Consider the following 18,848-nt stretch of genomic DNA (forward strand, 5'->3'; position numbering starts at 1 on the left):
CCTGTTTAAGTAGAAAAAACAAATTTTTGGTTTCCAAATATAAAAAAAGCAGCTATCAAAAATGATAACTGCTTGGGCTTTAAATTATTCAGCTTCTGTTGCGCCGATAACTTCTGGTTCAGCTGCTTCTGCTGGTGCATCAACTTCTTCAGCTGCTTGTGCTTCACTGATGTTTGCGATTTGTTCTTCAGGATCAGTAACCACAGTGTAGTCTGCATCCTTAGGTAGATCAGCAACAGTAATTGATTGGCCAATTTCTAAGTTGGTAATATCTACTTCAATGTTTTCTGGTAAGTTTGCTGGAGTAGCTGAAACAATAACTGTGTATGAAGTTTGGTTCAAGACACCGCCAGCTTTCACGCCAGCTGCTTCGCCGACTAAGCTTATTTCAGTTTCAACTTCAGTTTCTTCAGACATATTTACTGATAAGAATTCTGCGTGAGTTAATACACGTGTGAAAGTATCAGATTGTGTCGCATGTAATAAAGTGTTGATTTTTTTGCCGTTTAAATCTAAAGCAAAAACGGTATTCCCACCATTTTCTCTTAATGCTTTTGATAGTTCAGCTTCATCAATTGAGATTGATGTGCTTTCTACTTGGTAACCATAAACGACTGCTGGGATCTTACCTTCGTGACGTAGTTTGTTACGTAGGGAACGGGGACGAGTTGCTCTTTCTTCAACTTTCAATGTTACTGCCATAACCAAATTCCTCCTTAAAATAGACTGCCTGCTGGTTTGTCAGACAGATTTTTTAAGTGACGGTTATTCTCAGCACGTTGGCTTTGCGAGAACGCAAAAAGACAGCTTTTTACAGCTGCCTAAAAAAAGTCTAAATTCAACTTTCTCCACCAGGTCATTACGCTGTGTATGAGAAACCTTTGACATAATTATGTCGATTCACTTAAGATACAAAGTTAATTTCTTCGTATTAATTAATGTTAGGACACTTTGAGGTATTTTGCAAGGATAAATTACTCACTTTATTTTTTAAACCAGAAAAAAAGAGTTATAATAAAGCAAAAAAAGGAAGACCCATGCGTTTAGATAAAGTTATAGAAGAACAATTGCAGACGACTCGTAAAGCAATGAAGCGTTTGTTTTTAATGCATAAAGTTATAGTTGACGGTCAAATTGAGCGTAATCCAGCTCGCAATGTCGATAGCCAGCTGCATGAAATAATCGTTGATGGAGAAAGATTAGTCACCCAGCAGGTTTATTATTTGTTAAATAAACCATTCGGTGTAGTAACGGCTAAAAAAGATGGGCAATTTCAGACAGTTACTGAGTTGGTGGCACCGATAGATTTTAGAGCCGAGCTTTATCCAGTGGGACGCTTAGATCGTGATACTACTGGTTTATTATTGCTGACGGATAATGGACAACTAGGCTATGATTTATTACAGCCAGGCTTAAAAGTGAGTAAAACCTATCAAGCAGAAATTAATGAGCGGGTTACTGAGGCTGATATTGCTGCTTTTGCTGAAGGGATTATTTTTGATGGCGGCATTGTTTGTCAGCCGGCAAAGTTAAAAATTTTGGCAACAACCGAAAAGTCCAGTAAAGTAGAATTAACGATCCAAGAAGGTAAGTTTCACCAAGTCAAAAAGATGTTTTTAGCACGTGGAAAAAAAGTTACAGCTTTAAAACGTGTGGCGATGGGACCTCTAGTCTTGCCGGCTGATTTAGCACCCGGCGATTACCGCAAGTTAACTGTGCAGGAGTTACAACAATTAAAAATATATTTTAGATAGAGGGAAAAAATGAAATACAACACATTATTATTTGATATCGATGACACATTGTTAGATTTTAAAGCTACTGAAGAAAAAGCCTTGAATCAATTATTTACAGAGTTAGAAGTGAGAAACTTACCGCAAGATAAAGCGGCATACAAATTGATGAACCAAGGATTTTGGCGGGATTATGAATTAGGAAAAATTACCCGTGAAGAATTATTAGCTACCCGTTTTAGCCGTTTCTTCAAAACTATTGGTCGAGAAATAAACGGTCCAGCAACGGAAGATCGCTACCGCCAATTATTAAACGCCGGACATGATTTAATGCCAGACAGTTTGACTGTCGTAGAAAAATTAAGTCAAACTGAAGCACTCTACATTGTGACCAATGGTGTCTCGACAACCCAACGGCAACGTCTAAGTGAATCAGGCTTAGAACCGTATTTTAAAAAGGTATTTATTTCTGAAGAATTAGGTACTCACAAACCAGAAAAAGCTTTTTTTGATCACGTATTTAATGAAATTCCACAAATTGATTTAACCAAAACGGTGATCATTGGCGACTCATTAACTTCTGATATTAAAGGTGGACAAATGGCAGGCATCGATACAATTTGGTTAAATAATTGGCAAGACTCTGCTGAAACAATTAAGCCAACTTATGAAATTACGCGCCTAACAGAACTTTATCCGCTTTTAGACATGAATTGATAGTAGTAATTCTTTATATTTTCGTTATAATAGATAGAATGAAAAAAACGAAAGAGGTTTTAAGTAGATGAGTACAAGGCCAATTATCATCGGGGTAACCGGCGGATCAGGTAGTGGAAAGACCAGCGTCAGTCGGGCAATTTACAATCATTTTCCCGATCATTCCATCATGATGTTGGAGCACGATTCTTATTACAAGGATCAAAGTCATTTAAGTTTTGAGGAGCGGTTAAAGACAAACTACGACCATCCTTTTGCTTTTGATACGGATTTATTAATCACTCATTTAGAAAAATTATTGAAATACGAAGCCATCGAAGTTCCCGTCTATGATTATGTGAACCATACTCGTTCGGAAGCAACCATTGTGGAAGAACCGAAGGAAGTCATTATCTTAGAAGGCATCTTAATTTTAGAGGACGAACGTTTACGAGATTTAATGGACATTAAAATCTATGTTGATACAGACGACGATATTCGGATTATTCGCCGAATCAAACGCGACATGGAAGAACGAGGACGGACACTAGATTCAGTCATTGGACAATATTTAGGTGTCGTCAAACCAATGTATCACCAGTTTATCGAACCTACCAAACGCTATTCTGATATTATTGTGCCAGAAGGCGGCGAAAACCATGTTGCGATTGATTTGATTGCAACGAAAGTGGATTCTATACTCAAATTAGGCTTGGTATAAAGGTGTTTTACTCTTTTTGTTTTTGTGATTTTTGCTCTTGCCCCACTTTTGCCCCGCCATTTAAATTATTAAGCATTTGATTGAACTTATCAATATTGGTCTTTTGTTTATCTTTAGTAATGTGCGAGTAGATATCTAATGTGGTTTTTACGTTAGCATGACCTAATAATAATTGTAGTGATTTTGGGTCAATGCCAGCTTGAATCTGCAAAGCAGTATAAGTATGTCTCAATCCGTGAAGAGTAATTTTAGGTAGATTCAATTTTTGCACAATCACGTTGAATTTACTCCTTACATCTCTTGGAGTGAGGGGCGATCCATCTTTTTTACAAAATAAATATTGTGATTCATGGTAAACTAATGGGAATAGAGCCGTATACTCTTTTCTTTTAGCTATCCATATTTCTAATTGCTTATAGGCTATCTCGGGTAAAGGGACGGTTCTATAAGCACTTTTTGTCTTAGGTGGATATATCTTGTAACTATTTTTTGTTTGATTAGATAATGGTGATCCAAGAGTTTTAGATATATCTATTTCTTTGGTTAATGGATAGTAGTCATTGATACTCAAAGCGCATGCTTCACCAATCCTTAATCCTCCGTATAGCAACAGGTAGAACAAAGCCAATTCTCTTTCTCTCTCTAAATTGAGATATTCGTTTCCCTTCTTCCTTTTCTTATTAATATCCTCAATTAAGAAATTTTGAAATATCTGAATCGAAACAGGCTCCCAGTATTCAATTCGTTCTTGTTCGTTATCGTAGTGCGGAATTTTAGTATCGGCTATAGGGTTTGATTTGAAATAACCATCTTTGACAGCTTTCCTGGCAATCATTTGCCCAATTTGATTGATAGAAACTAGTGTATTTCTTTTATAAATTTTTGATAATTCGTTTATCTTTTTTTGATAAAGATTGTAAGTTAAACTCTTTAGTTTTAAATTTCCCAAAGCTTTTTTTAATGTGTTTAGGTTGCCTTTTCTTGATCTTAATGAAGTTTCTTTTATAGTCGTTTTATAATTTTCAAACCATAAATCGGCAAAGTCATTAAACGAAATATTACTTCTTTTTATTATTACACCATCTCGAACATCAATTAATTTTTCAGAAGCTGCATACTCAGCGTCAGCTCTAGTTGAAAAACCTCCTTCGCTTTTTTCACTTTTTTTACCTGTTATAGGATCTACATAGCGTATCCTATATTCCCAGCCTTTCCCTCTTTTTCTAAAAGTAGCCACAATGAATCCTCCTTATTCAAATTCCATATCAGATATACTCTCATTAAAATCAACTATAATCTCATTTTGTTCAATAAATTCGTTCCATTTTTCCTCTCGATTATACTTATTGCAATCAATGGAACTGTCCAACTGAGCATACATTTTTTCAACAAGAGACTCCCACATTTCTGTCGCTTTATTCTCCAGTTTAAAATTACTCCAACGTTCTTTTGCTTTGCGTTTATTGTTAGTACTTTCGAGATAGTTATGAACTTTCACTGAAAAAATTTTGTACCCTACTTGTTTCTCTAACATTTTTTTAAAATCTGTTTGTCGCATTTTAAATCCTCCTCCTAAAATCTCAAAACACAAACATATGTTCTTTTTTTAGTTAAAAAAATATAGATGCTTTTTTAGATTTGATATTCGATTAGTAAAGATTGAACCATATCTTCAAAATTCGGATCCAAATCACAAGACTCGATAAATTGAATTCGATTAACTTGACGAGGCTCAAGCTCAGTTTCGCAAATATATTTATCTAAGACTTTCCTAACCATGTATTCATTAGCTTCATGCTCCATTGCTGAATGTAAAGAAAAAGCTTCTTTATACGACTTATAATCATTTCTATGAAGAGCAGTATGTCCTAACTCATGTAAAATAGCCTTCTGTTGCTCAAAAAGTGTATAACTATCGTTTACGACAATAATATTGAATAAAATAATATTATGAGCTACTTTATCCAATGAATTGTCATAAACAATTTTTGTATTTAGTTGTCTAACAAGGTCATCGATTTCTTTATCCATGCAAACTTCTCCTTACAAATTACCATCAAGATAAGCTTCGGCTATCTTTTTCAATACATCTCTGTCGTTATCGGACAACGGCTTACCGTCATAACTCATTACAGAATTGATAGCTTCTTCTATGGTTAATTGTCTTTGGTCTTCCGATATTCCGCTGTAAGGGTTATCTGTTCTACCCAATAGGTAATCTGTTGAGACATGTAAATAATCTGCAACTTTTTGTAATGTTTCAGTTTTAGGACTTTGCTTTTTCCATTTATAAATAGAGTTTTTACCAAATCCTATACGCTCCTCCAATTCGGAAATAGAAAGTCCTCGTATTTTCGAAATTTCTTTTACCCTCTCAAAAAGCATAATGTATCACCTTTCTAGACTGCCTCAAGAAAAATAATAAAGTTGGATAAAAATAGTTGACATATCTATCCAGTTGGATTATATTAATCTCGTAAGCTAATTTAATATGCTAACAAGCAATGAGAAAGAAACCTAACAAATATGAACACTTCAAGGTCGCCAAACTAAGAATGTTTATCTGATAAGGATAATTCTATGCTTATTTAACTGTATATAAATATAAGACAGTTGGATAAAAAAGTCAAGAATAATTAGCTAATTTTATTAGCTTACGAATAATATGAAAGGAGTGCTTTTATGTCACATGATTTTATTATCAAAATTAGGATAGCTTTAGCAACTCATAATAAAACTCAGAAGTGGCTTGCCGAAAAGTTGGAAATTTCTGAGGCGTATATGTCAGACATCATGAACGGAAGCCGAAAACCAGATGCACAAGTTGAAAACATAAATATCATTTTAAAAGAGCTTGAAAAAAACAAGGAGATGTAAATAATGGAGACTTTTTTTGATCCTGTCGAATATGCGAAAGAATGTGTTCGTAAGGAAGTCGAAAGACTGATGCCAACAGAAATTTTATTTGCAACTGTGGATATGGAAAAACTAACTATTATTTGCAGTCACAGTAGAACTTATTTAGAACAAAATTTTGTATGTACAAAAGAAGCTAAAGAATTAGAATGCTCTCCAACTACAAAGAGACTTTGGAAATATCCTGAGATTAGAGATTGCTGGCTAAAGTATTGTGATGAAAATGGAGTAAAAAATAAGTAGGTGCTTGTAATGAAAATTAAATCAAATAGCTTCAACATGAAAGTCAGGTATTTAATCCAGTGCCGACGGCAACAATTACAAGTTGATCGTGAAGCACTAAAAAAATCAAAGTTATTAACTGAATACCAGGAAGAACAAATAAAGGAAGAATTAGAAGATTTAAGAGTTTTTGAACTTGAGTTAGGAGGAAGGATTAAATGAGACAAGATTATTGTTTTACAGATTCAATTCCCAGAATAAATGCAAAGCGAGTATCAAGATGTCGGTCAAAAAAAGCTATGTTAACAGGATGTGCAGTAACTAGTTTTCTTGTTGGCGTTTGGCAGGTAGGACTTCTATTTATTGGAGTTTTGGGATTTGCTAACTACGTTCAGAAAATGTGGTGATGAATGATGGGGCATAAATGGATGGGTAAAGAAATACATTATGTAAAAAAATACATCATTTTAGATGAATGTAATAGACCTTTAAATGTTAGACAAATGGCAAAAAAGCTAAATCGCTCTGAAAGTTCCGTACAAACAAAAATAAGGCGACTTCAAGAAGCAGAAGTTTTACCCGCCGTAGACAGAAGTAAATCATTCGAAATGGAAAATCTACCCTTTTCAAAAATTGAGGATAAGCGAATTATTGAGATGTTGAAAAGAATGTTTACCCACGAAGAAATAGGGAAAACCTTAGGAAGAAGTCGACAGTCTATTACGAATAGAATTTATATTTTAAGAAAATACGGAAAATTGAATAATTTGGGAAATAAAAGATGGGATAAAACTGCAGTCGATCTATTACTAAAAAATATAAAGTTCGATGTAAATGGATTCGTTTCGAATTATCATGAGCTCTCAAAAATTTTAGGCGTTCAGGAAAGAGTAATCTCTCACAAAGTAGCTCATTTAAGAAGAGACGGAGTGATTGATGTTAAACCATTGCCAAACACATCTAGCATTAAGCGAATAAATTATATGAGACGTCACAATTCATTCGATTTAAAGACGAACGCAGCGCCACCATTAAGTCTCTATGAAAAAGATGGAACTACCGTAATGCAAGTATTGGTGAAGTCAGTAGAAAAAGATGGTGAGACTTTATTGGAGTACCGTAATCAAAACGGAGAATTACTATTTATAAAAAAAGAGCCTACCTCGTCTGCCAACGAAGTAAGGCAATAAAAATAAAACTAGACAAGGAGAGTGTAACACATGGAAAGAAAAACAGACAAGATAATTGATTATTTAAGAAACCATCCAGTTGATACAAATATAGAGATCGCTGATGCTTTGAAGTTTGATAAAGAATTGGTTAGAAAACAAATATCACTATTTAAAGCTCGTGGATGGATTCAAGTAACTTATGAAAACAAAGTTCGAACAATCATTGTAAAGAAGGAAGATCCCAAATCAATGGTTGAGTATAAGAAGGAAATTTTTACTGAAATGTTACCAACTTTATTATCCGATTTTGAAGAAACCACCAGTATTCAAGAACGGAATATGGTTGCAAAAATGATTTTTAGAGTATTAGAAAACCTATAAGGAGAGTGTACCGCATGAACCCAATCGAACAATACTTTTTTGATAATAATATTGATATTTGGTCAATAAGAAATACAGGGGTAGTTACGTACTTTAATACTTCAAATGGTGAGTACGTTGCTGATCAAAATATGAATCTCTTTCAAATTTATAATAATCAAAAAATATTCATCGATCTTAAGAAGCCTGTATCTATCAGCCATGAGTTTGAGGATTAATTATGTCAGGTTCAGAAAAGAAAGTAGAAAATAATATAAAAAGATATCTTGATTCCTTGAATGCTTATTATTTAAAAGTTCATGGATCAATGTATCAACCAGCAGGTACACCTGACATATTGGCTTGTGTGAATGGTAGATTCGTTGCTATCGAAGTGAAACGTCCGAATGGTGGAGTTTTGAGTGAATTACAAAAAAGCAAATTAAAGAAAATTGAGAATAGCGGGGGTGTAAGTATTGTCGCAAGAAGTGTGGAAGATGTATCCGAAGTGCTCAAATACAAAAATGTTATATAAGTTTCAAAAAAAAATTCTAGATGCGATTGACTCAAATTATCTTTTAGCTATGGATACTGGCACAGGCAAAACAATCACGGCTATTCATCAATATATGAAATACAGCCAAGGCGAGCCAATGCTAATTGTAGCCCCGCCGCAAAAATTAAAAGAAGGCGGATGGCGAAGAGATATCCAAGCGGTTTGTGATTATTACAAAATTGAAATGGAATTCTCTGAAATGAGCTATGGAAAAATTGCTTCTATGTATAAGCTTTATAAAGGTTGGTTTGTCATTTTTGATGAAGCTCATTATATAAAAAATCCAACAAGCCAAAGAGGTAAGGCTGCAGCTAAACTAGCAAAGCAGTCAAGTCATTTTGTACTTTTGACAGCTACTCCAGCAAGCAACGGATGGGAAGATACTTTCAATTATTTCATCATGTTTGGCTACTTCAAATCAAAAAAAGAAATGACAGATCGTTATGCCAAGTGGGGAACAATGTTTCTTGGTAATCGGCGAATTCCTAAAATTGAAGGTTGGATTAATGAAGATCAACTGCATGATAAATATGATTCATTCACAATTTCGATTTCAAAAGATGATGCTTTAGATTTACCGCCGCTAATCATTGAAGATGTGAAATTTAATAAATCAAGTGATTATGAAAAAATATCACGGCATCGTGTTTTAAACGATGAGGAGTTTGATACACCATCAAAACTGGCCCATGGTCTACGCTATCATGCAAATCAGAAAGATAAATTAGATTATGCTGGAATGCTTTGTGAGAGTACGGAAAATAATATCATTATTTTCTACTACTACCAAAAAGAAATAGAAGCATTGAAAACAAAAATTAAAAATAAACGATTTTTTGAAGTAAGTGGAAAGCAGTCTAAATTGCCTTCTAAGGAGACTTGGGAAAACTTGAGGAATAGTGTCACTTTTGTTCAATACATGGCTGGTAGTGCAGGAATCGAATTGCAGTACGCAAATACGGTAATTTTCTACACACCAACATATTCTTTTCAAGATTATTCGCAAGCATTGGGTAGAGCTTATAGAAATGGACAAAAAAAGAAAGTGACTGTTTATCGATTCATTACACAAAGAACCATTGAGGAAGCTGTGTATCAAGCTTTGGAAAATAAACAGGATTTTTCAGAAGAATTATATATGAACACAAGAATGGAGAGTGGAAAATAAATGTTCGGACAACAAAAAGAAGATATAAACGTGACTGAAAAACGTTCAATGTATGTTGGTGGCTCGGATGTACCAGTAATTCTTGGTCTATCCAAATATAAAACGCAGTTTGAATTAGCGAAAGAAAAAGCTGGAATTGTAAAACCAGAACATATATCAAATCCATATATTCAATTTGGCAATAAAATGGAACCTTTGATTAGGGAATACATCAACGCTTTAAACAACTTGAATTTTCATCCAGATACATTTATTGATCAAGACGATATGATTCGTTCAAATGTTGACGGAATTGATGATAAAAACAAGATATTGCTAGAAATAAAAACTCATGGCACAAATCCAACACCAATTATTTATGAAGCGCAAATGCAACTCTATTTTTACCAAACAGGTTGTGAGTATGGCTGGTTGGCAATGTATAAGCGACCAACAGATTTTGACTTAGAATTTGATTCTAAAAATTTGATCATTAAGGAAATTGAACGTGATCAAGAGGCTATTGAAAAAATTCTAGACGCAATTGAGACCTTTTGGATTCGGGTCGAGTACTTAAAAGAAAATCCGAAAATGTCAGAGCGGGATTATTACACTATTGGAAATGATGTAAACAAGATTGTCGCTCGTGTAGAACGTTTCGAACTTGAGATGTTGGAATTTAAAAAGAAAGCCAAATTGTTAGAAGAACAGCAAAAAGCTTTCCGTGATGAATTATATAAAAAGATGGAAGAAGAAGATATCAAGAAAATTGATACTGGAGACATTATTATTACTCGTGTTTTACCGACAGTTAGAAAATCAGTTGATAGTACACGGCTAAAAACAGAAGAACCTTCAATTTATGAAAAGTATTTAAAAGAATCTAAGGTCAAAGGTTCAATTCGCATTAAGGAAAGTGACAGTCGAGGTAAAAATTAAAAGTCAACAGTCAGCTAAAGGAAGATATTGCGGAAAATTATTAATCAAAGGAGAAAAAGTGATGTTTAAACGTAAATACATCTGTAAAGTTATTCAAGGGGTTCAAGTCAAAGATATTGTTTTTGAATCAAAAGATTCAGAGGCTATAGAAAAAGCTAAAAGTTTTGGAATTTTTTTAGAACTAAAACCGTATAAAAAAGAAGAACATTACTACAAAGGTATAATCTTTCATGATCATTAAGTTTGCTAAAGCTTTTCCGCAAAAGAAACATTTAGTGGAATGTGATAAGAGGTGTATTTATGGAAAAGGAAGTAGAAAAACGTGCTGAACAATTTGCGAATTACTGGAGAAATATCAGACCTAATGAAACTGAAGATAAGGATTTTTTACTTAGTGATGCAATTGAGAAAGAGTTAAACAGGACTGGAATATCTTTTGAAAACAAATTAGATGTTTTAAAAAAAGCGATCGAGCTGATTCAACAGCAAAAACCTAAAACAATAGAAGAAAGATACGATAGCATTTGGTTAAATAAAACTTTCTTTACAAAACGAGGATATGACTTAAAGTCGGGTGAAGAAACTATTTTTTGGGATAAATACAGTTTAGATGACTATTGCCAAAATGAAGGAGTGAAAACTCAAGATTTTATTGAATGGGTTTTACAAAAAAAGATAGTCCGCTAACGACGGATATAGCTGAGTCAGTAGTTGGAAGATTTTACTGACTTTAGGAGGTGATTATTTGCAAAGAATTTTAAATTATCCAGGTAGTAAATGGAACATGGCCAGTACAATTATTCAAATTATGCCAGAACACGAAACTTATGTAGAACCTTTTTTTGGATCTGGCGCAGTGTTTTTTAATAAACCAGCTGCAAAGGTTGAAACGATAAATGATGTTGATTCTCGAATAGTAAATTTTTTCAAAGTGTGTCGGGATTATCCGGATAATCTAATTCAGAAAATTCTACTAACACCCCATAGTCGTGAAGAATATTTAAACAGCTATGAAGTGAGCAGTGATCCAATCGAAGACGCTAGAAGATTAATGGTTAGATGCTGGCAAGCGATAGGTGCGAAAACAAGTGACAAAACAGGATGGCGATCAATCATTAATCCTAATGGTCCAAATACAGCTGGCGAATGGGCAGGAGTTTGGGAAAGAATTGAGGAAGTAGCTTTTCGGTTGAAGGGCGTACAAATTGAGCAGCAGGATGCTACGAAATTATTAACCAGGTATAACCGAAAAGGTGTGCTGACATATGTTGATCCGCCTTACTTATTAAGTACCAGGTCGAAGAGACTATATGCATGTGAATACTCAGATAAAGATCATATAGAACTATTAGATGTTCTATGCAATTTCGAAGGATTAGTCATTTTATCCGGATATGATAATGATTTGTACAATCGAAAACTCAGCAGCTGGTATAAATTGTCATTCAATAGTAAAGCGGAATCTGGTGCTAGCAGGCAAGAAGTTTTATGGTGCAATTATGAACCAAGTGGCCAGCTATCATTATTCGGTTAACGAAAGATATTACGAAATGAGGTGAAATAATGACAGTGAAGAAAGAAGTCATTCCAAATTTATATGATCGAGTTATGGTAACTGATGATAATGAAGAATCATGGAGAATGGGGCAATTAGTTAATATAGAAGATCAATATTTTACAGTAGGATTTTATAATCCAAATAGTGGCGATTATTGGATAGATATTTTTGATATAGATGACGAAAATGTAAAAATTACATTAAGTTAGTTCACAAAAAACGGATATAACCACCAAATTAGAAAAGAGGAAAAAAAGATGAAAATTAAAACAAATAACCCTTATTTCGATAAGGTGTATGAAACTAGTCAATTCACTAAGGAGCATTGGTTAGCTTTTCTTGCTAACTACAGACGTGGAAATGAGGATTTTTTCATGTTTGTTGATAAAAATAGTGGAGAAATAGTTACAGTCAATCCTAAAAATTTTGCAAGTATTGAGGTAGAGGATTAATTCCGCAAACCACGATTGTGGTTTATGCAATATCGATGTATGGAGCCAAAGAGACAAACATGCAAGAGCTGGGGAAGTATGTAAAGAAGATTAACGAAATAAGAAAGGAGGATACAGGATGGGAAGATCAGAAATTACTGAAGAATTAAGTAATTTGGTGAGAAAGAAATTATCAAATACAAGTAATTTTTGGGCTGAAGAAGTTGAGTTGGACTTTGGAAAGTACCGTGTTGATTTTATTGGATTTAAACCTCATGATATTTTACGCCTTGGAATGGGACCAGTAGCTATTGATAAAGGTATTTTTAGTTTTTATGAGGTCAAATCATCGATGGCAGATTTCACCTCTGGTTTTGGAAAAAATTTTTTGGGTGATGAGAACTATCTAGTTTGTGAACGAAATTTAGCAGATCAACTACATCAAAAAGAAATGCTGCCACAAGGTGTCAAAGTATTAGTACCTAACAAGCCGAAAACAGCCTTAATTGTTGCATTTGATACATCTAATTGTTTTGGTAAATGGGAATCAAGGACTAAGACATCCAGCGAGTTACTGTGGAATATGATAAGTGCTCGGAAAAGTAATAAGGTGGGTAACTCTTAATCATCTGTGAGGAATTCTTTGAAAAAGAAAAATGACGAAAAAGTCCGTTAATGACGGATTTAGCTGACTAACAAAAAGGAGAATTAGATGAATTATCTAACTTTATATATATTACTGATTGGCGCTCATACGGTTGGTGATTATGCCTTACAGAGTAGCTATATCGCTGTTGAAAAGACGAAAAGTTTATATGTGCTGTTTGTACACGCAATGATCTGGACTACAACAATAAGTGTAATGTGGTTGGTTTTTGGTTTTAGTTTAGATACCAAAATCATAGTTGGAATATTACTAGTACCGCATTTTTTAATGGATTATTTGAAAGCTCAAAGCAAAATTTTCCCTAAAATTGTAAGCAACAAAAAATTGCAATTAGTTATAGATCAAAGCTTTCATTACATTCAAATATTAATATTTTTAGGTTTAACAACAGCCCATTAACAACGGATATAAAGGATGCCATGATTTGACTGCTGAGGTAAGATATTCGAAAAATATTTGAAGGAGTGAGGAAATGAATAAATCATTAGTAATTTGGTTTAAAGATGGAAAAACATCATATTTTGAACAGGTAACGAATTTTGTAGAATTTTGTAGTGATTTTAAAGCAGATGTTGCCTATGTAAAATTTAATTATTTTGGAGTGACATCGCAAGTGAAAAGAGCTGCGCAATTTAATCTTAATCAAATTGCAGGATATGCGATTGAAAATTGATTCCGCTAACCACCAAGATTATGGAATTTGAAAGGAGATAAAAATGACAGATGAAAATTTAAGTGAAAAAGAAAAGCCCAGGGTCATGAATACAGACCCAGAGCATAAATGCGCTATTTGTAACAGAGAAGCATCATTAGAACTCGAGGACGGAAATTTTATTTGCGATAATTGTGCTCAAATTCAACATGAATTGAGCCAAGAAATTTAAAGTCTATTCCAAATATCAACAAAGCTTTGAGCATCTATCTCAAGATTACGGAATGAGGTGACAAATGAAAACTAGCCGACACATACTCAAGATTTTACCCGAGTATTATGAACCAGTTGTAAATCATATCAAGACTTTTGAGATTAGAAAAAATGACCGAGATTTTAAAACAGGGGACTGGATAAAATTACTTGAATTCGATGGCAAGAATTACACAGGAAATTATGTTAACGCATTAATCACTTACATCACTTCTTACGAGCAAAAAACTGATTATGTTGTGTTCTCAATTCAAACACTCAGTTTTGGTGTTCACAATAGCGATAGCATTAAGCAGCTAACTCAACCTAGGAAGGAGATGTAATTTTGTTCGATTTATTCAAGAAGAAAAAAGAAATTACTAGCAATGAAACAGAACTTACTGACAATATTCCAGTTAGTAATTTAAAAAATTATGTTGTCCAAGGCTACGAAAAAGAAAAAGAGTTATTAGAGGATATAGGTGACAAAGCGAGAGAAATATTGCGCCTAAGAGACTCATTGAAAGAGTTCGATGCTTTGAAGGTGGTCCTTGAGAAAAAAGAATCTGATATAAGACGATTAGAAACGGATTTAAAGTTAGCTGAAAAATATAAGGACCTAAACACTGAGTTGAACGATAAAATAAATACTCTTCAAATCGAAAAACACAATCTTTTAAAAGAAAAAGCAGAAATCACTAGTTCACTAGAATCACAGTTTAGTCAGAAGCTTTTAGCGTTCAGCGATGACTTACTTGAAAAATTTTCTGAATTGGTAACGAATTACAAAGGTAATTTAAGTAAGCAAGAGGCTAAAGATATTTTGGATAGTTTACTTTATGTGAAAACCAAAGAAGTCAGCTAACTCAGCCTTTTACGGAAAGGAGCAATTCAATGCGAGAAATTAAATTTAGAGCGTGGGATAAGCGAAAAAAATTGATGCGTGAAGTAGCTGTTTTAGATTTTAATAAAAACGGGAATATTAGCGGTATTCAATACTGGAAAACACCATATGATCTTCAATCACTTCATGCTAATTATATCAATGTAATGCAGTACACAGGACTTAAAGACAAAAATGGTACTGAGATTTATGAAGGGGACATTGTTAGATATGTGGATGGCGAGTGTAGTTATACAGGAGTTGTCGAGGTTGATTGTTACACATTCTACATTAATGGAGTAGGACCATTAGATTCGTTTGACTTTTTGGATGTTTCAAATACTTTTGATGGCACAACTTCATTAACAATCATCGGCAACATCTACGAAAATCCAGAGTTGTTGGAGGTTCAAAAATGACTAATTTCAGAATAGGAATAGCCTTCTCTATATGTATCTTCTTTCTCATGATTACTTGGTTTGGCTCCTACAAATCCATTTTTATAAATTATGATTCGGCAGTGGTTGGAATCGGTTGGAAATTGCTTTTAACAGCATTGTTCATATTTTTAATTTGGTTAAATGTTAGAGGCTTATTCCGCTAACGTCGGCTTTTACAGAAAAAGGAGATATAAACAATGATTAGGTCTTTAAAAACAACAAGTAAATTTTATGCTTCTACTAGGAAAGAAGCAGATGATCATATCGAAAAAATGATTAAGGAATCAGACGGTGTAGTAACTGGTCAAAAAGTGAATCAAAAAGAACACAAAGAGGCTGGAACTTACTACGAGTTTGAAGTGACAGAAGAATTAAATAAGAGCAAAGATATTTTGGATAATGGATTTTTATCCTAGAAGGAGGAACAAATGAGTATATTACCTGATAACAAACCACAAACGCCTAAAGATACACCTCGAAACTATTTTATTTGGGGTCCAACGATGGGTGGTAAATCGTTTCTTGCATCTCAATTTCCTAATCCGTTAATTTTTAATACGGATGGTAATGCAGAAGCCAACACTGTGCCATCAGTTCAGTTACGAAATATCAAGGATACGAACGGCAAAATCAAACGTTCAGTGATTGAACAATTGGATAAGTTAATAACAGCACTTCAAACGGAAAAACACACTTATGAAACAGTGGTGCTAGATGTAATTGATGACATTGTTGTCATGATCGAACAATATATTTGTGATCGTGAAGGAGTTGAAACTTTAGGAGATATTCCATATGGAAAAGGGTATGCCGCATTTACTAATATTTTTCAGTCATTAGTTATTGAATTGAAATCTCTGCCTATGAACGTCATTTATATCTCAAGAAATGCCACAAAAATGGAAGGACAAACTGAAATTGATATTCCTTCTTTGAAAGAAAAACATCAGAATATCGTCAACGGTAATTGCGACCTATCTATTCAATGCAAAAAAGTAGGTAAGAATTATATTCGAGTAGCAAAAGCACGCCGTAAAGATTATATGCGTGATCAAGTTGATGACAAAAATATCTTAAAAATTCTTGATTCAATCACTGGAGTTTTTGGAAGATCACAAAGAACTACTAAAAAGCAGCAAGATGAAATTGTAAAAGAAATTGAAAAGAATGAATCGGTTTTAGCTTCCAATGAAGAAAAACCCAGTGACGAAAATCCAAAGGAAACTAAAACAGTTGGAGCAGCTAACGAAAAAACAAAAAAGACAGCTCCAGCTAATCAACAGGCATCAAATGTTTCAAAAGCTACTAATGCAGGGGAAACTAAACGTATTCGCCCACAAATCTAATCAAAGAAAAAACATACTAGAAAGAGGTAAATGATATGGGATTACAAGATTTAGCAAATGAAGTATTGGCGGATTTCAATCCGAAGACAGACGATCCAAATGCTGGAGGTTTTGACGGACTGCCAGATGGTGATTACGATGTGCAATTAGAAAATGTTGAACATAAAGTATTTAACAGTGGTTGGGAGGCAGTGTCTTTTACGAATGAAGTAACTGTTGGAGAAGCTGCAGGGCGTAAAGAATTTGTCAGCCTAGGATTTGATGAAAGTAAAGTGCCTTCATTTGTACTCACAAAAAATATTAAGTTAGTTGGGAAATTAGCAAGTGTTATTGGACTTCAATTAACAGATGCAGACTGGGAAGATGAAACCTCATTAGCAGCAGCTTTTAAAGATGGATTAGGTTCCCAATTTATTTTAAAAATCACATCTTCAGAAAATAAAAAGGACCCATCAAAACCGTATAAAAATTATGATTTTATCCCATACGATGATCCAAATGATCAACCAATTGATAATGGTGCGATTGATATTAGTGATGAAGATATTCCATTTTAATCAGGAAAGGAGTTAGCCAATGTTTACTTTTTATTGGTTGTATCGAAAAGATAATGATTGGCTGGCGATTTTTAAAACAGGAACGGATATTGTTGTAGCTAATAATAAGGAGAGTCTAAATCAGGCTCTCTCAAATGTTAGCTATTTAGTCAGCTATGACAATTACCAAAATAGTGATAAGTTTTTGGCCAAGATTTTAAGTGATGATAAAAGTACATTTTTACAAAAATTTCTCTCAATAGATTTAAGCCAAGAAAATAAAAAATGTACCATTGAAGAGATTGCTTTTAATTTAAGGATGAGTCTTAAGACAAAGGACATTCAAGAGTTTTGTTTAAAAAGAATAGCTGTGTGCGAGGCAATTTTTAAAGAACGAGAGGAATATCTTGAAACCAAGTTTGAAATAGTCAAAGAATTCAAGTTACCTAGTAGAGCTATAACCAAAACTAGGGCTAATTTAGCAGCAACTATTTTAGAAGCCAAGAAAATTCCTAAACGTTCTAATATTCTGATGTTTGACTTTGACCAATACATTCCACTAAACGAGATTCCAGAAAGACTGATTCATTTTTACGAGTCAATAAAAAAAAGGTATCAAAACACTTTGGAAGAAAAATTGAAAAACGAAAAATTCAAAATGACATTGGCTGGTTTAACTCATATTTATGGTGTTGGTGGCGTTCATGCTGCAAAAGAGAAATATTTTGGCGAAGGTCACTATTTATTAATAGATGTGAAACAATTTTTTCCATCCATTATTTTGAATAATCATTTTTTAAGTGACGGTGTACAAAAACCAGAACTGTTTGATCTGCTGTATAAAAAGAAAGTAACTACTGGAAAACAAACATATAAAACGCTGATTAATGCAGTAAATGGATCAATGAATAATCCTTACTCAAATATGTATGATCCTAGAAGGTACTATTCTGTAACGATAAATGGTCAGTTAATTATTACACATTTAATTAAAGTACTAGAAAACTTTTTCGAAGAATTAATCCAAACAAATACCGATGGAATATTGGTAAAAATCAATCCGATAATGAAAAGTATTATTTCTGAAGTTTTAGATTTATGGTGCAAAAAATATCGTTTGGAAGTCAGTATTACTGAAATAAAAAAAGTCTGGCAAAAGGGTGTAAATGATTACGTTCTTCAAAAAAATGATGACAGCTATGTTCGCAAGGGTATTTTTTCAGAAGGAAATTATTTATCTAATAGTTTACCAGTGGTGACTAATGGATTGTTTCAATCGGTAGTTAATGGAGTAAAACCACAGGAATATATAATTAGCCAGTTTAAGAATGGGTCTCTTGAAGACTTTTATTATATAGGGAAATTACAGGGTGATTTTCGAAGCATTGAGCAACAATTTATTGATAAATACGTGAAAATGAATAATACAGTATGCGGGATTGCGACAAATAATAAAAAATTTGGTGGCTTGTATCAAGTGAAAAAAGATTTACATTCAAAGCTTCCAGGATCCCCTCCGAACTTTATGAGTTTTAATCAAGCATCAAAAAAAGATTTAGATACCTCGTGGTATATAGAACAAATAGAGAAGAATTCTTTTTAAATCTGAAAGGCGGTGAAA

33 protein-coding genes are annotated in these 18,848 nt (G+C 33.6%); 28 read left to right on the forward strand and 5 right to left on the reverse strand.

What is annotated here, in order from left to right; genetic code table 11:
* Positions 1-84 precede the first annotated feature (84 nt).
* Positions 85-702, reverse strand: coding sequence for a 50S ribosomal protein L25/general stress protein Ctc (locus ID741_RS05345; RefSeq protein WP_218326555.1), 618 nt, complete (start codon positions 700-702; stop codon positions 85-87).
* A 335-nt stretch (positions 703-1,037) separates the two neighbouring features.
* On the opposite strand from ID741_RS05345, the gene ID741_RS05350 reads away from it, so the two are divergent.
* The 3 genes from ID741_RS05350 to udk all read left to right on the forward strand — a co-directional run bounded on the left by ID741_RS05350 (position 1,038) and on the right by udk (position 3,150).
* Positions 1,038-1,754 (forward strand): 16S rRNA pseudouridine(516) synthase, encoded by a 717-nt coding sequence (locus ID741_RS05350; RefSeq protein WP_218326554.1) that lies wholly within the window; start codon positions 1,038-1,040, stop codon positions 1,752-1,754.
* 9 nt (positions 1,755-1,763) lie between these two features.
* Positions 1,764-2,450 (forward strand): YjjG family noncanonical pyrimidine nucleotidase, encoded by a 687-nt coding sequence (locus ID741_RS05355; protein WP_218326553.1) that lies wholly within the window; start codon positions 1,764-1,766, stop codon positions 2,448-2,450.
* A 67-nt stretch (positions 2,451-2,517) separates the two neighbouring features.
* Positions 2,518-3,150 (forward strand): uridine kinase, encoded by a 633-nt coding sequence (gene udk, locus ID741_RS05360; protein ID WP_438719333.1) that lies wholly within the window; start codon positions 2,518-2,520, stop codon positions 3,148-3,150.
* A 7-nt stretch (positions 3,151-3,157) separates the two neighbouring features.
* On the opposite strand, the gene ID741_RS05365 is transcribed toward udk, so the two are convergent.
* The 4 genes from ID741_RS05365 to ID741_RS05380 all read right to left on the reverse strand — a co-directional run bounded on the left by ID741_RS05365 (position 3,158) and on the right by ID741_RS05380 (position 5,535).
* On the reverse strand, positions 3,158-4,387 hold the full coding sequence (locus ID741_RS05365; protein ID WP_438719334.1) for a tyrosine-type recombinase/integrase: 1,230 nt from the start codon (positions 4,385-4,387) through the stop codon (positions 3,158-3,160).
* 12 nt (positions 4,388-4,399) lie between these two features.
* Complete coding sequence (locus ID741_RS05370) at positions 4,400-4,708, reverse strand: hypothetical protein (protein WP_438719335.1); 309 nt, start codon at positions 4,706-4,708, stop codon at positions 4,400-4,402.
* Between the two features lie 74 nt (positions 4,709-4,782).
* Positions 4,783-5,181: an ImmA/IrrE family metallo-endopeptidase gene (locus tag ID741_RS05375; RefSeq protein ID WP_438719336.1), complete on the reverse strand. Its 399-nt coding sequence runs from the start codon at positions 5,179-5,181 to the stop codon at positions 4,783-4,785.
* A 12-nt stretch (positions 5,182-5,193) separates the two neighbouring features.
* Positions 5,194-5,535 carry a helix-turn-helix domain-containing protein gene (locus ID741_RS05380; protein ID WP_438719337.1) on the reverse strand — a complete coding sequence of 114 codons (342 nt, stop codon included), beginning with the start codon at positions 5,533-5,535 and terminating at the stop codon, positions 5,194-5,196.
* Between the two features lie 297 nt (positions 5,536-5,832).
* Between ID741_RS05380 and ID741_RS05385 the strand changes: the two genes are divergently transcribed.
* From ID741_RS05385 to ID741_RS05505, 25 genes are all read left to right on the forward strand, one after another.
* Entirely contained in the window at positions 5,833-6,027 is a 195-nt protein-coding gene (locus tag ID741_RS05385; protein ID WP_438719338.1) for an XRE family transcriptional regulator, read from the forward strand.
* A 3-nt stretch (positions 6,028-6,030) separates the two neighbouring features.
* On the forward strand, positions 6,031-6,309 hold the full coding sequence (locus ID741_RS05390) for a hypothetical protein (RefSeq protein ID WP_438719339.1): 279 nt from the start codon (positions 6,031-6,033) through the stop codon (positions 6,307-6,309).
* Positions 6,310-6,318: 9 nt separating this feature from the next.
* The gene (locus ID741_RS05395) at positions 6,319-6,510 is read left to right on the forward strand and encodes a hypothetical protein (RefSeq protein WP_438719340.1); all 192 of its coding nucleotides are present in this window, start codon (positions 6,319-6,321) and stop codon (positions 6,508-6,510) included.
* A gap of 206 nt (positions 6,511-6,716) precedes the next feature.
* Positions 6,717-7,478, forward strand: a complete 762-nt coding sequence (locus ID741_RS05400) for a helix-turn-helix domain containing protein (RefSeq protein ID WP_438719341.1) — start codon at positions 6,717-6,719, stop codon at positions 7,476-7,478.
* Positions 7,479-7,508: 30 nt separating this feature from the next.
* Positions 7,509-7,841, forward strand: coding sequence for a hypothetical protein (locus tag ID741_RS05405; protein WP_438719342.1), 333 nt, complete (start codon positions 7,509-7,511; stop codon positions 7,839-7,841).
* Between the two features lie 14 nt (positions 7,842-7,855).
* Complete coding sequence (locus ID741_RS05410) at positions 7,856-8,059, forward strand: hypothetical protein (protein ID WP_438719343.1); 204 nt, start codon at positions 7,856-7,858, stop codon at positions 8,057-8,059.
* A gap of 2 nt (positions 8,060-8,061) precedes the next feature.
* Entirely contained in the window at positions 8,062-8,355 is a 294-nt protein-coding gene (locus ID741_RS05415; protein WP_438719344.1) for a VRR-NUC domain-containing protein, read from the forward strand.
* Complete coding sequence (locus ID741_RS05420; protein WP_438720453.1) at positions 8,345-9,544, forward strand: SNF2-related protein; 1,200 nt, start codon at positions 8,345-8,347, stop codon at positions 9,542-9,544. Before ID741_RS05415 ends, ID741_RS05420 begins: the two co-directional genes overlap by 11 nt.
* Positions 9,545-10,462: a YqaJ viral recombinase family protein gene (locus ID741_RS05425; RefSeq protein ID WP_438719345.1), complete on the forward strand. Its 918-nt coding sequence runs from the start codon at positions 9,545-9,547 to the stop codon at positions 10,460-10,462. It begins immediately after the preceding gene.
* Between the two features lie 61 nt (positions 10,463-10,523).
* On the forward strand, positions 10,524-10,703 hold the full coding sequence (locus ID741_RS05430) for a hypothetical protein (RefSeq protein WP_438719346.1): 180 nt from the start codon (positions 10,524-10,526) through the stop codon (positions 10,701-10,703).
* A 59-nt stretch (positions 10,704-10,762) separates the two neighbouring features.
* Entirely contained in the window at positions 10,763-11,149 is a 387-nt protein-coding gene (locus ID741_RS05435; RefSeq protein ID WP_438719347.1) for a hypothetical protein, read from the forward strand.
* A gap of 58 nt (positions 11,150-11,207) precedes the next feature.
* On the forward strand, positions 11,208-11,996 hold the full coding sequence (locus ID741_RS05440) for a DNA adenine methylase (protein ID WP_438719348.1): 789 nt from the start codon (positions 11,208-11,210) through the stop codon (positions 11,994-11,996).
* Between the two features lie 29 nt (positions 11,997-12,025).
* Positions 12,026-12,229, forward strand: a complete 204-nt coding sequence (locus ID741_RS05445) for a hypothetical protein (RefSeq protein ID WP_438719350.1) — start codon at positions 12,026-12,028, stop codon at positions 12,227-12,229.
* 48 nt (positions 12,230-12,277) lie between these two features.
* Positions 12,278-12,472, forward strand: coding sequence for a hypothetical protein (locus ID741_RS05450; RefSeq protein WP_438719351.1), 195 nt, complete (start codon positions 12,278-12,280; stop codon positions 12,470-12,472).
* Positions 12,473-12,590: 118 nt separating this feature from the next.
* Positions 12,591-13,076, forward strand: coding sequence for a hypothetical protein (locus ID741_RS05455; protein ID WP_438719352.1), 486 nt, complete (start codon positions 12,591-12,593; stop codon positions 13,074-13,076).
* 87 nt (positions 13,077-13,163) lie between these two features.
* A complete protein-coding gene (locus ID741_RS05460) occupies positions 13,164-13,517 on the forward strand; it encodes a DUF3307 domain-containing protein (RefSeq protein ID WP_438719353.1) in 354 nt (117 codons plus the stop codon).
* A 73-nt stretch (positions 13,518-13,590) separates the two neighbouring features.
* Complete coding sequence (locus ID741_RS05465) at positions 13,591-13,791, forward strand: hypothetical protein (protein WP_438719355.1); 201 nt, start codon at positions 13,591-13,593, stop codon at positions 13,789-13,791.
* Between the two features lie 43 nt (positions 13,792-13,834).
* Positions 13,835-14,002 carry a hypothetical protein gene (locus ID741_RS05470; RefSeq protein WP_438719274.1) on the forward strand — a complete coding sequence of 56 codons (168 nt, stop codon included), beginning with the start codon at positions 13,835-13,837 and terminating at the stop codon, positions 14,000-14,002.
* Positions 14,003-14,066: 64 nt separating this feature from the next.
* Positions 14,067-14,366 (forward strand): DUF3850 domain-containing protein, encoded by a 300-nt coding sequence (locus ID741_RS05475; protein WP_438719275.1) that lies wholly within the window; start codon positions 14,067-14,069, stop codon positions 14,364-14,366.
* A gap of 2 nt (positions 14,367-14,368) precedes the next feature.
* Positions 14,369-14,887 (forward strand): hypothetical protein, encoded by a 519-nt coding sequence (locus tag ID741_RS05480; RefSeq protein WP_438719276.1) that lies wholly within the window; start codon positions 14,369-14,371, stop codon positions 14,885-14,887.
* A 29-nt stretch (positions 14,888-14,916) separates the two neighbouring features.
* Positions 14,917-15,324: a YopX family protein gene (locus tag ID741_RS05485; protein WP_438719277.1), complete on the forward strand. Its 408-nt coding sequence runs from the start codon at positions 14,917-14,919 to the stop codon at positions 15,322-15,324.
* 218 nt (positions 15,325-15,542) lie between these two features.
* Complete coding sequence (locus ID741_RS05490) at positions 15,543-15,761, forward strand: hypothetical protein (protein WP_438719356.1); 219 nt, start codon at positions 15,543-15,545, stop codon at positions 15,759-15,761.
* 12 nt (positions 15,762-15,773) lie between these two features.
* Positions 15,774-16,691: an AAA family ATPase gene (locus ID741_RS05495; protein ID WP_438719357.1), complete on the forward strand. Its 918-nt coding sequence runs from the start codon at positions 15,774-15,776 to the stop codon at positions 16,689-16,691.
* Positions 16,692-16,726: 35 nt separating this feature from the next.
* Positions 16,727-17,248, forward strand: a complete 522-nt coding sequence (locus ID741_RS05500) for a hypothetical protein (protein WP_438719358.1) — start codon at positions 16,727-16,729, stop codon at positions 17,246-17,248.
* 19 nt (positions 17,249-17,267) lie between these two features.
* Positions 17,268-18,830 carry a hypothetical protein gene (locus tag ID741_RS05505; RefSeq protein WP_438719359.1) on the forward strand — a complete coding sequence of 521 codons (1,563 nt, stop codon included), beginning with the start codon at positions 17,268-17,270 and terminating at the stop codon, positions 18,828-18,830.
* Positions 18,831-18,848 lie beyond the last annotated feature (18 nt).

Source organism: Enterococcus sp. AZ103, assembly GCF_051714685.1.
In the GTDB taxonomy this organism is placed as follows: Bacteria; Bacillota; Bacilli; order Lactobacillales; family Enterococcaceae; genus Enterococcus_A; species Enterococcus_A alishanensis.

Excerpts from the sequence above, each read along its gene's own strand:
- ID741_RS05495 (WP_438719357.1), top strand. The coding sequence starts at position 15,774 with ATGAGTATATTACCTGATAACAAACCACAAACGCCTAAAGATACACCT.
- ID741_RS05345 (WP_218326555.1), bottom strand. The coding sequence starts at position 702 with ATGGCAGTAACATTGAAAGTTGAAGAAAGAGCAACTCGTCCCCGTTCC.
- ID741_RS05370 (WP_438719335.1), bottom strand. The coding sequence starts at position 4,708 with ATGCGACAAACAGATTTTAAAAAAATGTTAGAGAAACAAGTAGGGTAC.
- ID741_RS05390 (WP_438719339.1), top strand. The coding sequence starts at position 6,031 with ATGGAGACTTTTTTTGATCCTGTCGAATATGCGAAAGAATGTGTTCGT.
- ID741_RS05385 (WP_438719338.1), top strand. The coding sequence starts at position 5,833 with ATGTCACATGATTTTATTATCAAAATTAGGATAGCTTTAGCAACTCAT.
- ID741_RS05410 (WP_438719343.1), top strand. The coding sequence starts at position 7,856 with ATGAACCCAATCGAACAATACTTTTTTGATAATAATATTGATATTTGG.
- ID741_RS05490 (WP_438719356.1), top strand. The coding sequence starts at position 15,543 with ATGATTAGGTCTTTAAAAACAACAAGTAAATTTTATGCTTCTACTAGG.
- ID741_RS05435 (WP_438719347.1), top strand. The coding sequence starts at position 10,763 with ATGGAAAAGGAAGTAGAAAAACGTGCTGAACAATTTGCGAATTACTGG.
- ID741_RS05485 (WP_438719277.1), top strand. The coding sequence starts at position 14,917 with ATGCGAGAAATTAAATTTAGAGCGTGGGATAAGCGAAAAAAATTGATG.
- ID741_RS05430 (WP_438719346.1), top strand. The coding sequence starts at position 10,524 with ATGTTTAAACGTAAATACATCTGTAAAGTTATTCAAGGGGTTCAAGTC.
- ID741_RS05460 (WP_438719353.1), top strand. The coding sequence starts at position 13,164 with ATGAATTATCTAACTTTATATATATTACTGATTGGCGCTCATACGGTT.
- ID741_RS05400 (WP_438719341.1), top strand. The coding sequence starts at position 6,717 with ATGGGTAAAGAAATACATTATGTAAAAAAATACATCATTTTAGATGAA.
- ID741_RS05420 (WP_438720453.1), top strand. The coding sequence starts at position 8,345 with ATGTTATATAAGTTTCAAAAAAAAATTCTAGATGCGATTGACTCAAAT.
- ID741_RS05375 (WP_438719336.1), bottom strand. The coding sequence starts at position 5,181 with ATGGATAAAGAAATCGATGACCTTGTTAGACAACTAAATACAAAAATT.
- ID741_RS05465 (WP_438719355.1), top strand. The coding sequence starts at position 13,591 with ATGAATAAATCATTAGTAATTTGGTTTAAAGATGGAAAAACATCATAT.
- ID741_RS05505 (WP_438719359.1), top strand. The coding sequence starts at position 17,268 with ATGTTTACTTTTTATTGGTTGTATCGAAAAGATAATGATTGGCTGGCG.
- ID741_RS05405 (WP_438719342.1), top strand. The coding sequence starts at position 7,509 with ATGGAAAGAAAAACAGACAAGATAATTGATTATTTAAGAAACCATCCA.
- ID741_RS05455 (WP_438719352.1), top strand. The coding sequence starts at position 12,591 with ATGGGAAGATCAGAAATTACTGAAGAATTAAGTAATTTGGTGAGAAAG.
- ID741_RS05350 (WP_218326554.1), top strand. The coding sequence starts at position 1,038 with ATGCGTTTAGATAAAGTTATAGAAGAACAATTGCAGACGACTCGTAAA.
- ID741_RS05425 (WP_438719345.1), top strand. The coding sequence starts at position 9,545 with ATGTTCGGACAACAAAAAGAAGATATAAACGTGACTGAAAAACGTTCA.
- ID741_RS05395 (WP_438719340.1), top strand. The coding sequence starts at position 6,319 with ATGAAAATTAAATCAAATAGCTTCAACATGAAAGTCAGGTATTTAATC.
- udk (WP_438719333.1), top strand. The coding sequence starts at position 2,518 with ATGAGTACAAGGCCAATTATCATCGGGGTAACCGGCGGATCAGGTAGT.
- ID741_RS05475 (WP_438719275.1), top strand. The coding sequence starts at position 14,067 with ATGAAAACTAGCCGACACATACTCAAGATTTTACCCGAGTATTATGAA.
- ID741_RS05445 (WP_438719350.1), top strand. The coding sequence starts at position 12,026 with ATGACAGTGAAGAAAGAAGTCATTCCAAATTTATATGATCGAGTTATG.
- ID741_RS05380 (WP_438719337.1), bottom strand. The coding sequence starts at position 5,535 with ATGCTTTTTGAGAGGGTAAAAGAAATTTCGAAAATACGAGGACTTTCT.
- ID741_RS05355 (WP_218326553.1), top strand. The coding sequence starts at position 1,764 with ATGAAATACAACACATTATTATTTGATATCGATGACACATTGTTAGAT.
- ID741_RS05415 (WP_438719344.1), top strand. The coding sequence starts at position 8,062 with ATGTCAGGTTCAGAAAAGAAAGTAGAAAATAATATAAAAAGATATCTT.
- ID741_RS05450 (WP_438719351.1), top strand. The coding sequence starts at position 12,278 with ATGAAAATTAAAACAAATAACCCTTATTTCGATAAGGTGTATGAAACT.
- ID741_RS05470 (WP_438719274.1), top strand. The coding sequence starts at position 13,835 with ATGACAGATGAAAATTTAAGTGAAAAAGAAAAGCCCAGGGTCATGAAT.
- ID741_RS05500 (WP_438719358.1), top strand. The coding sequence starts at position 16,727 with ATGGGATTACAAGATTTAGCAAATGAAGTATTGGCGGATTTCAATCCG.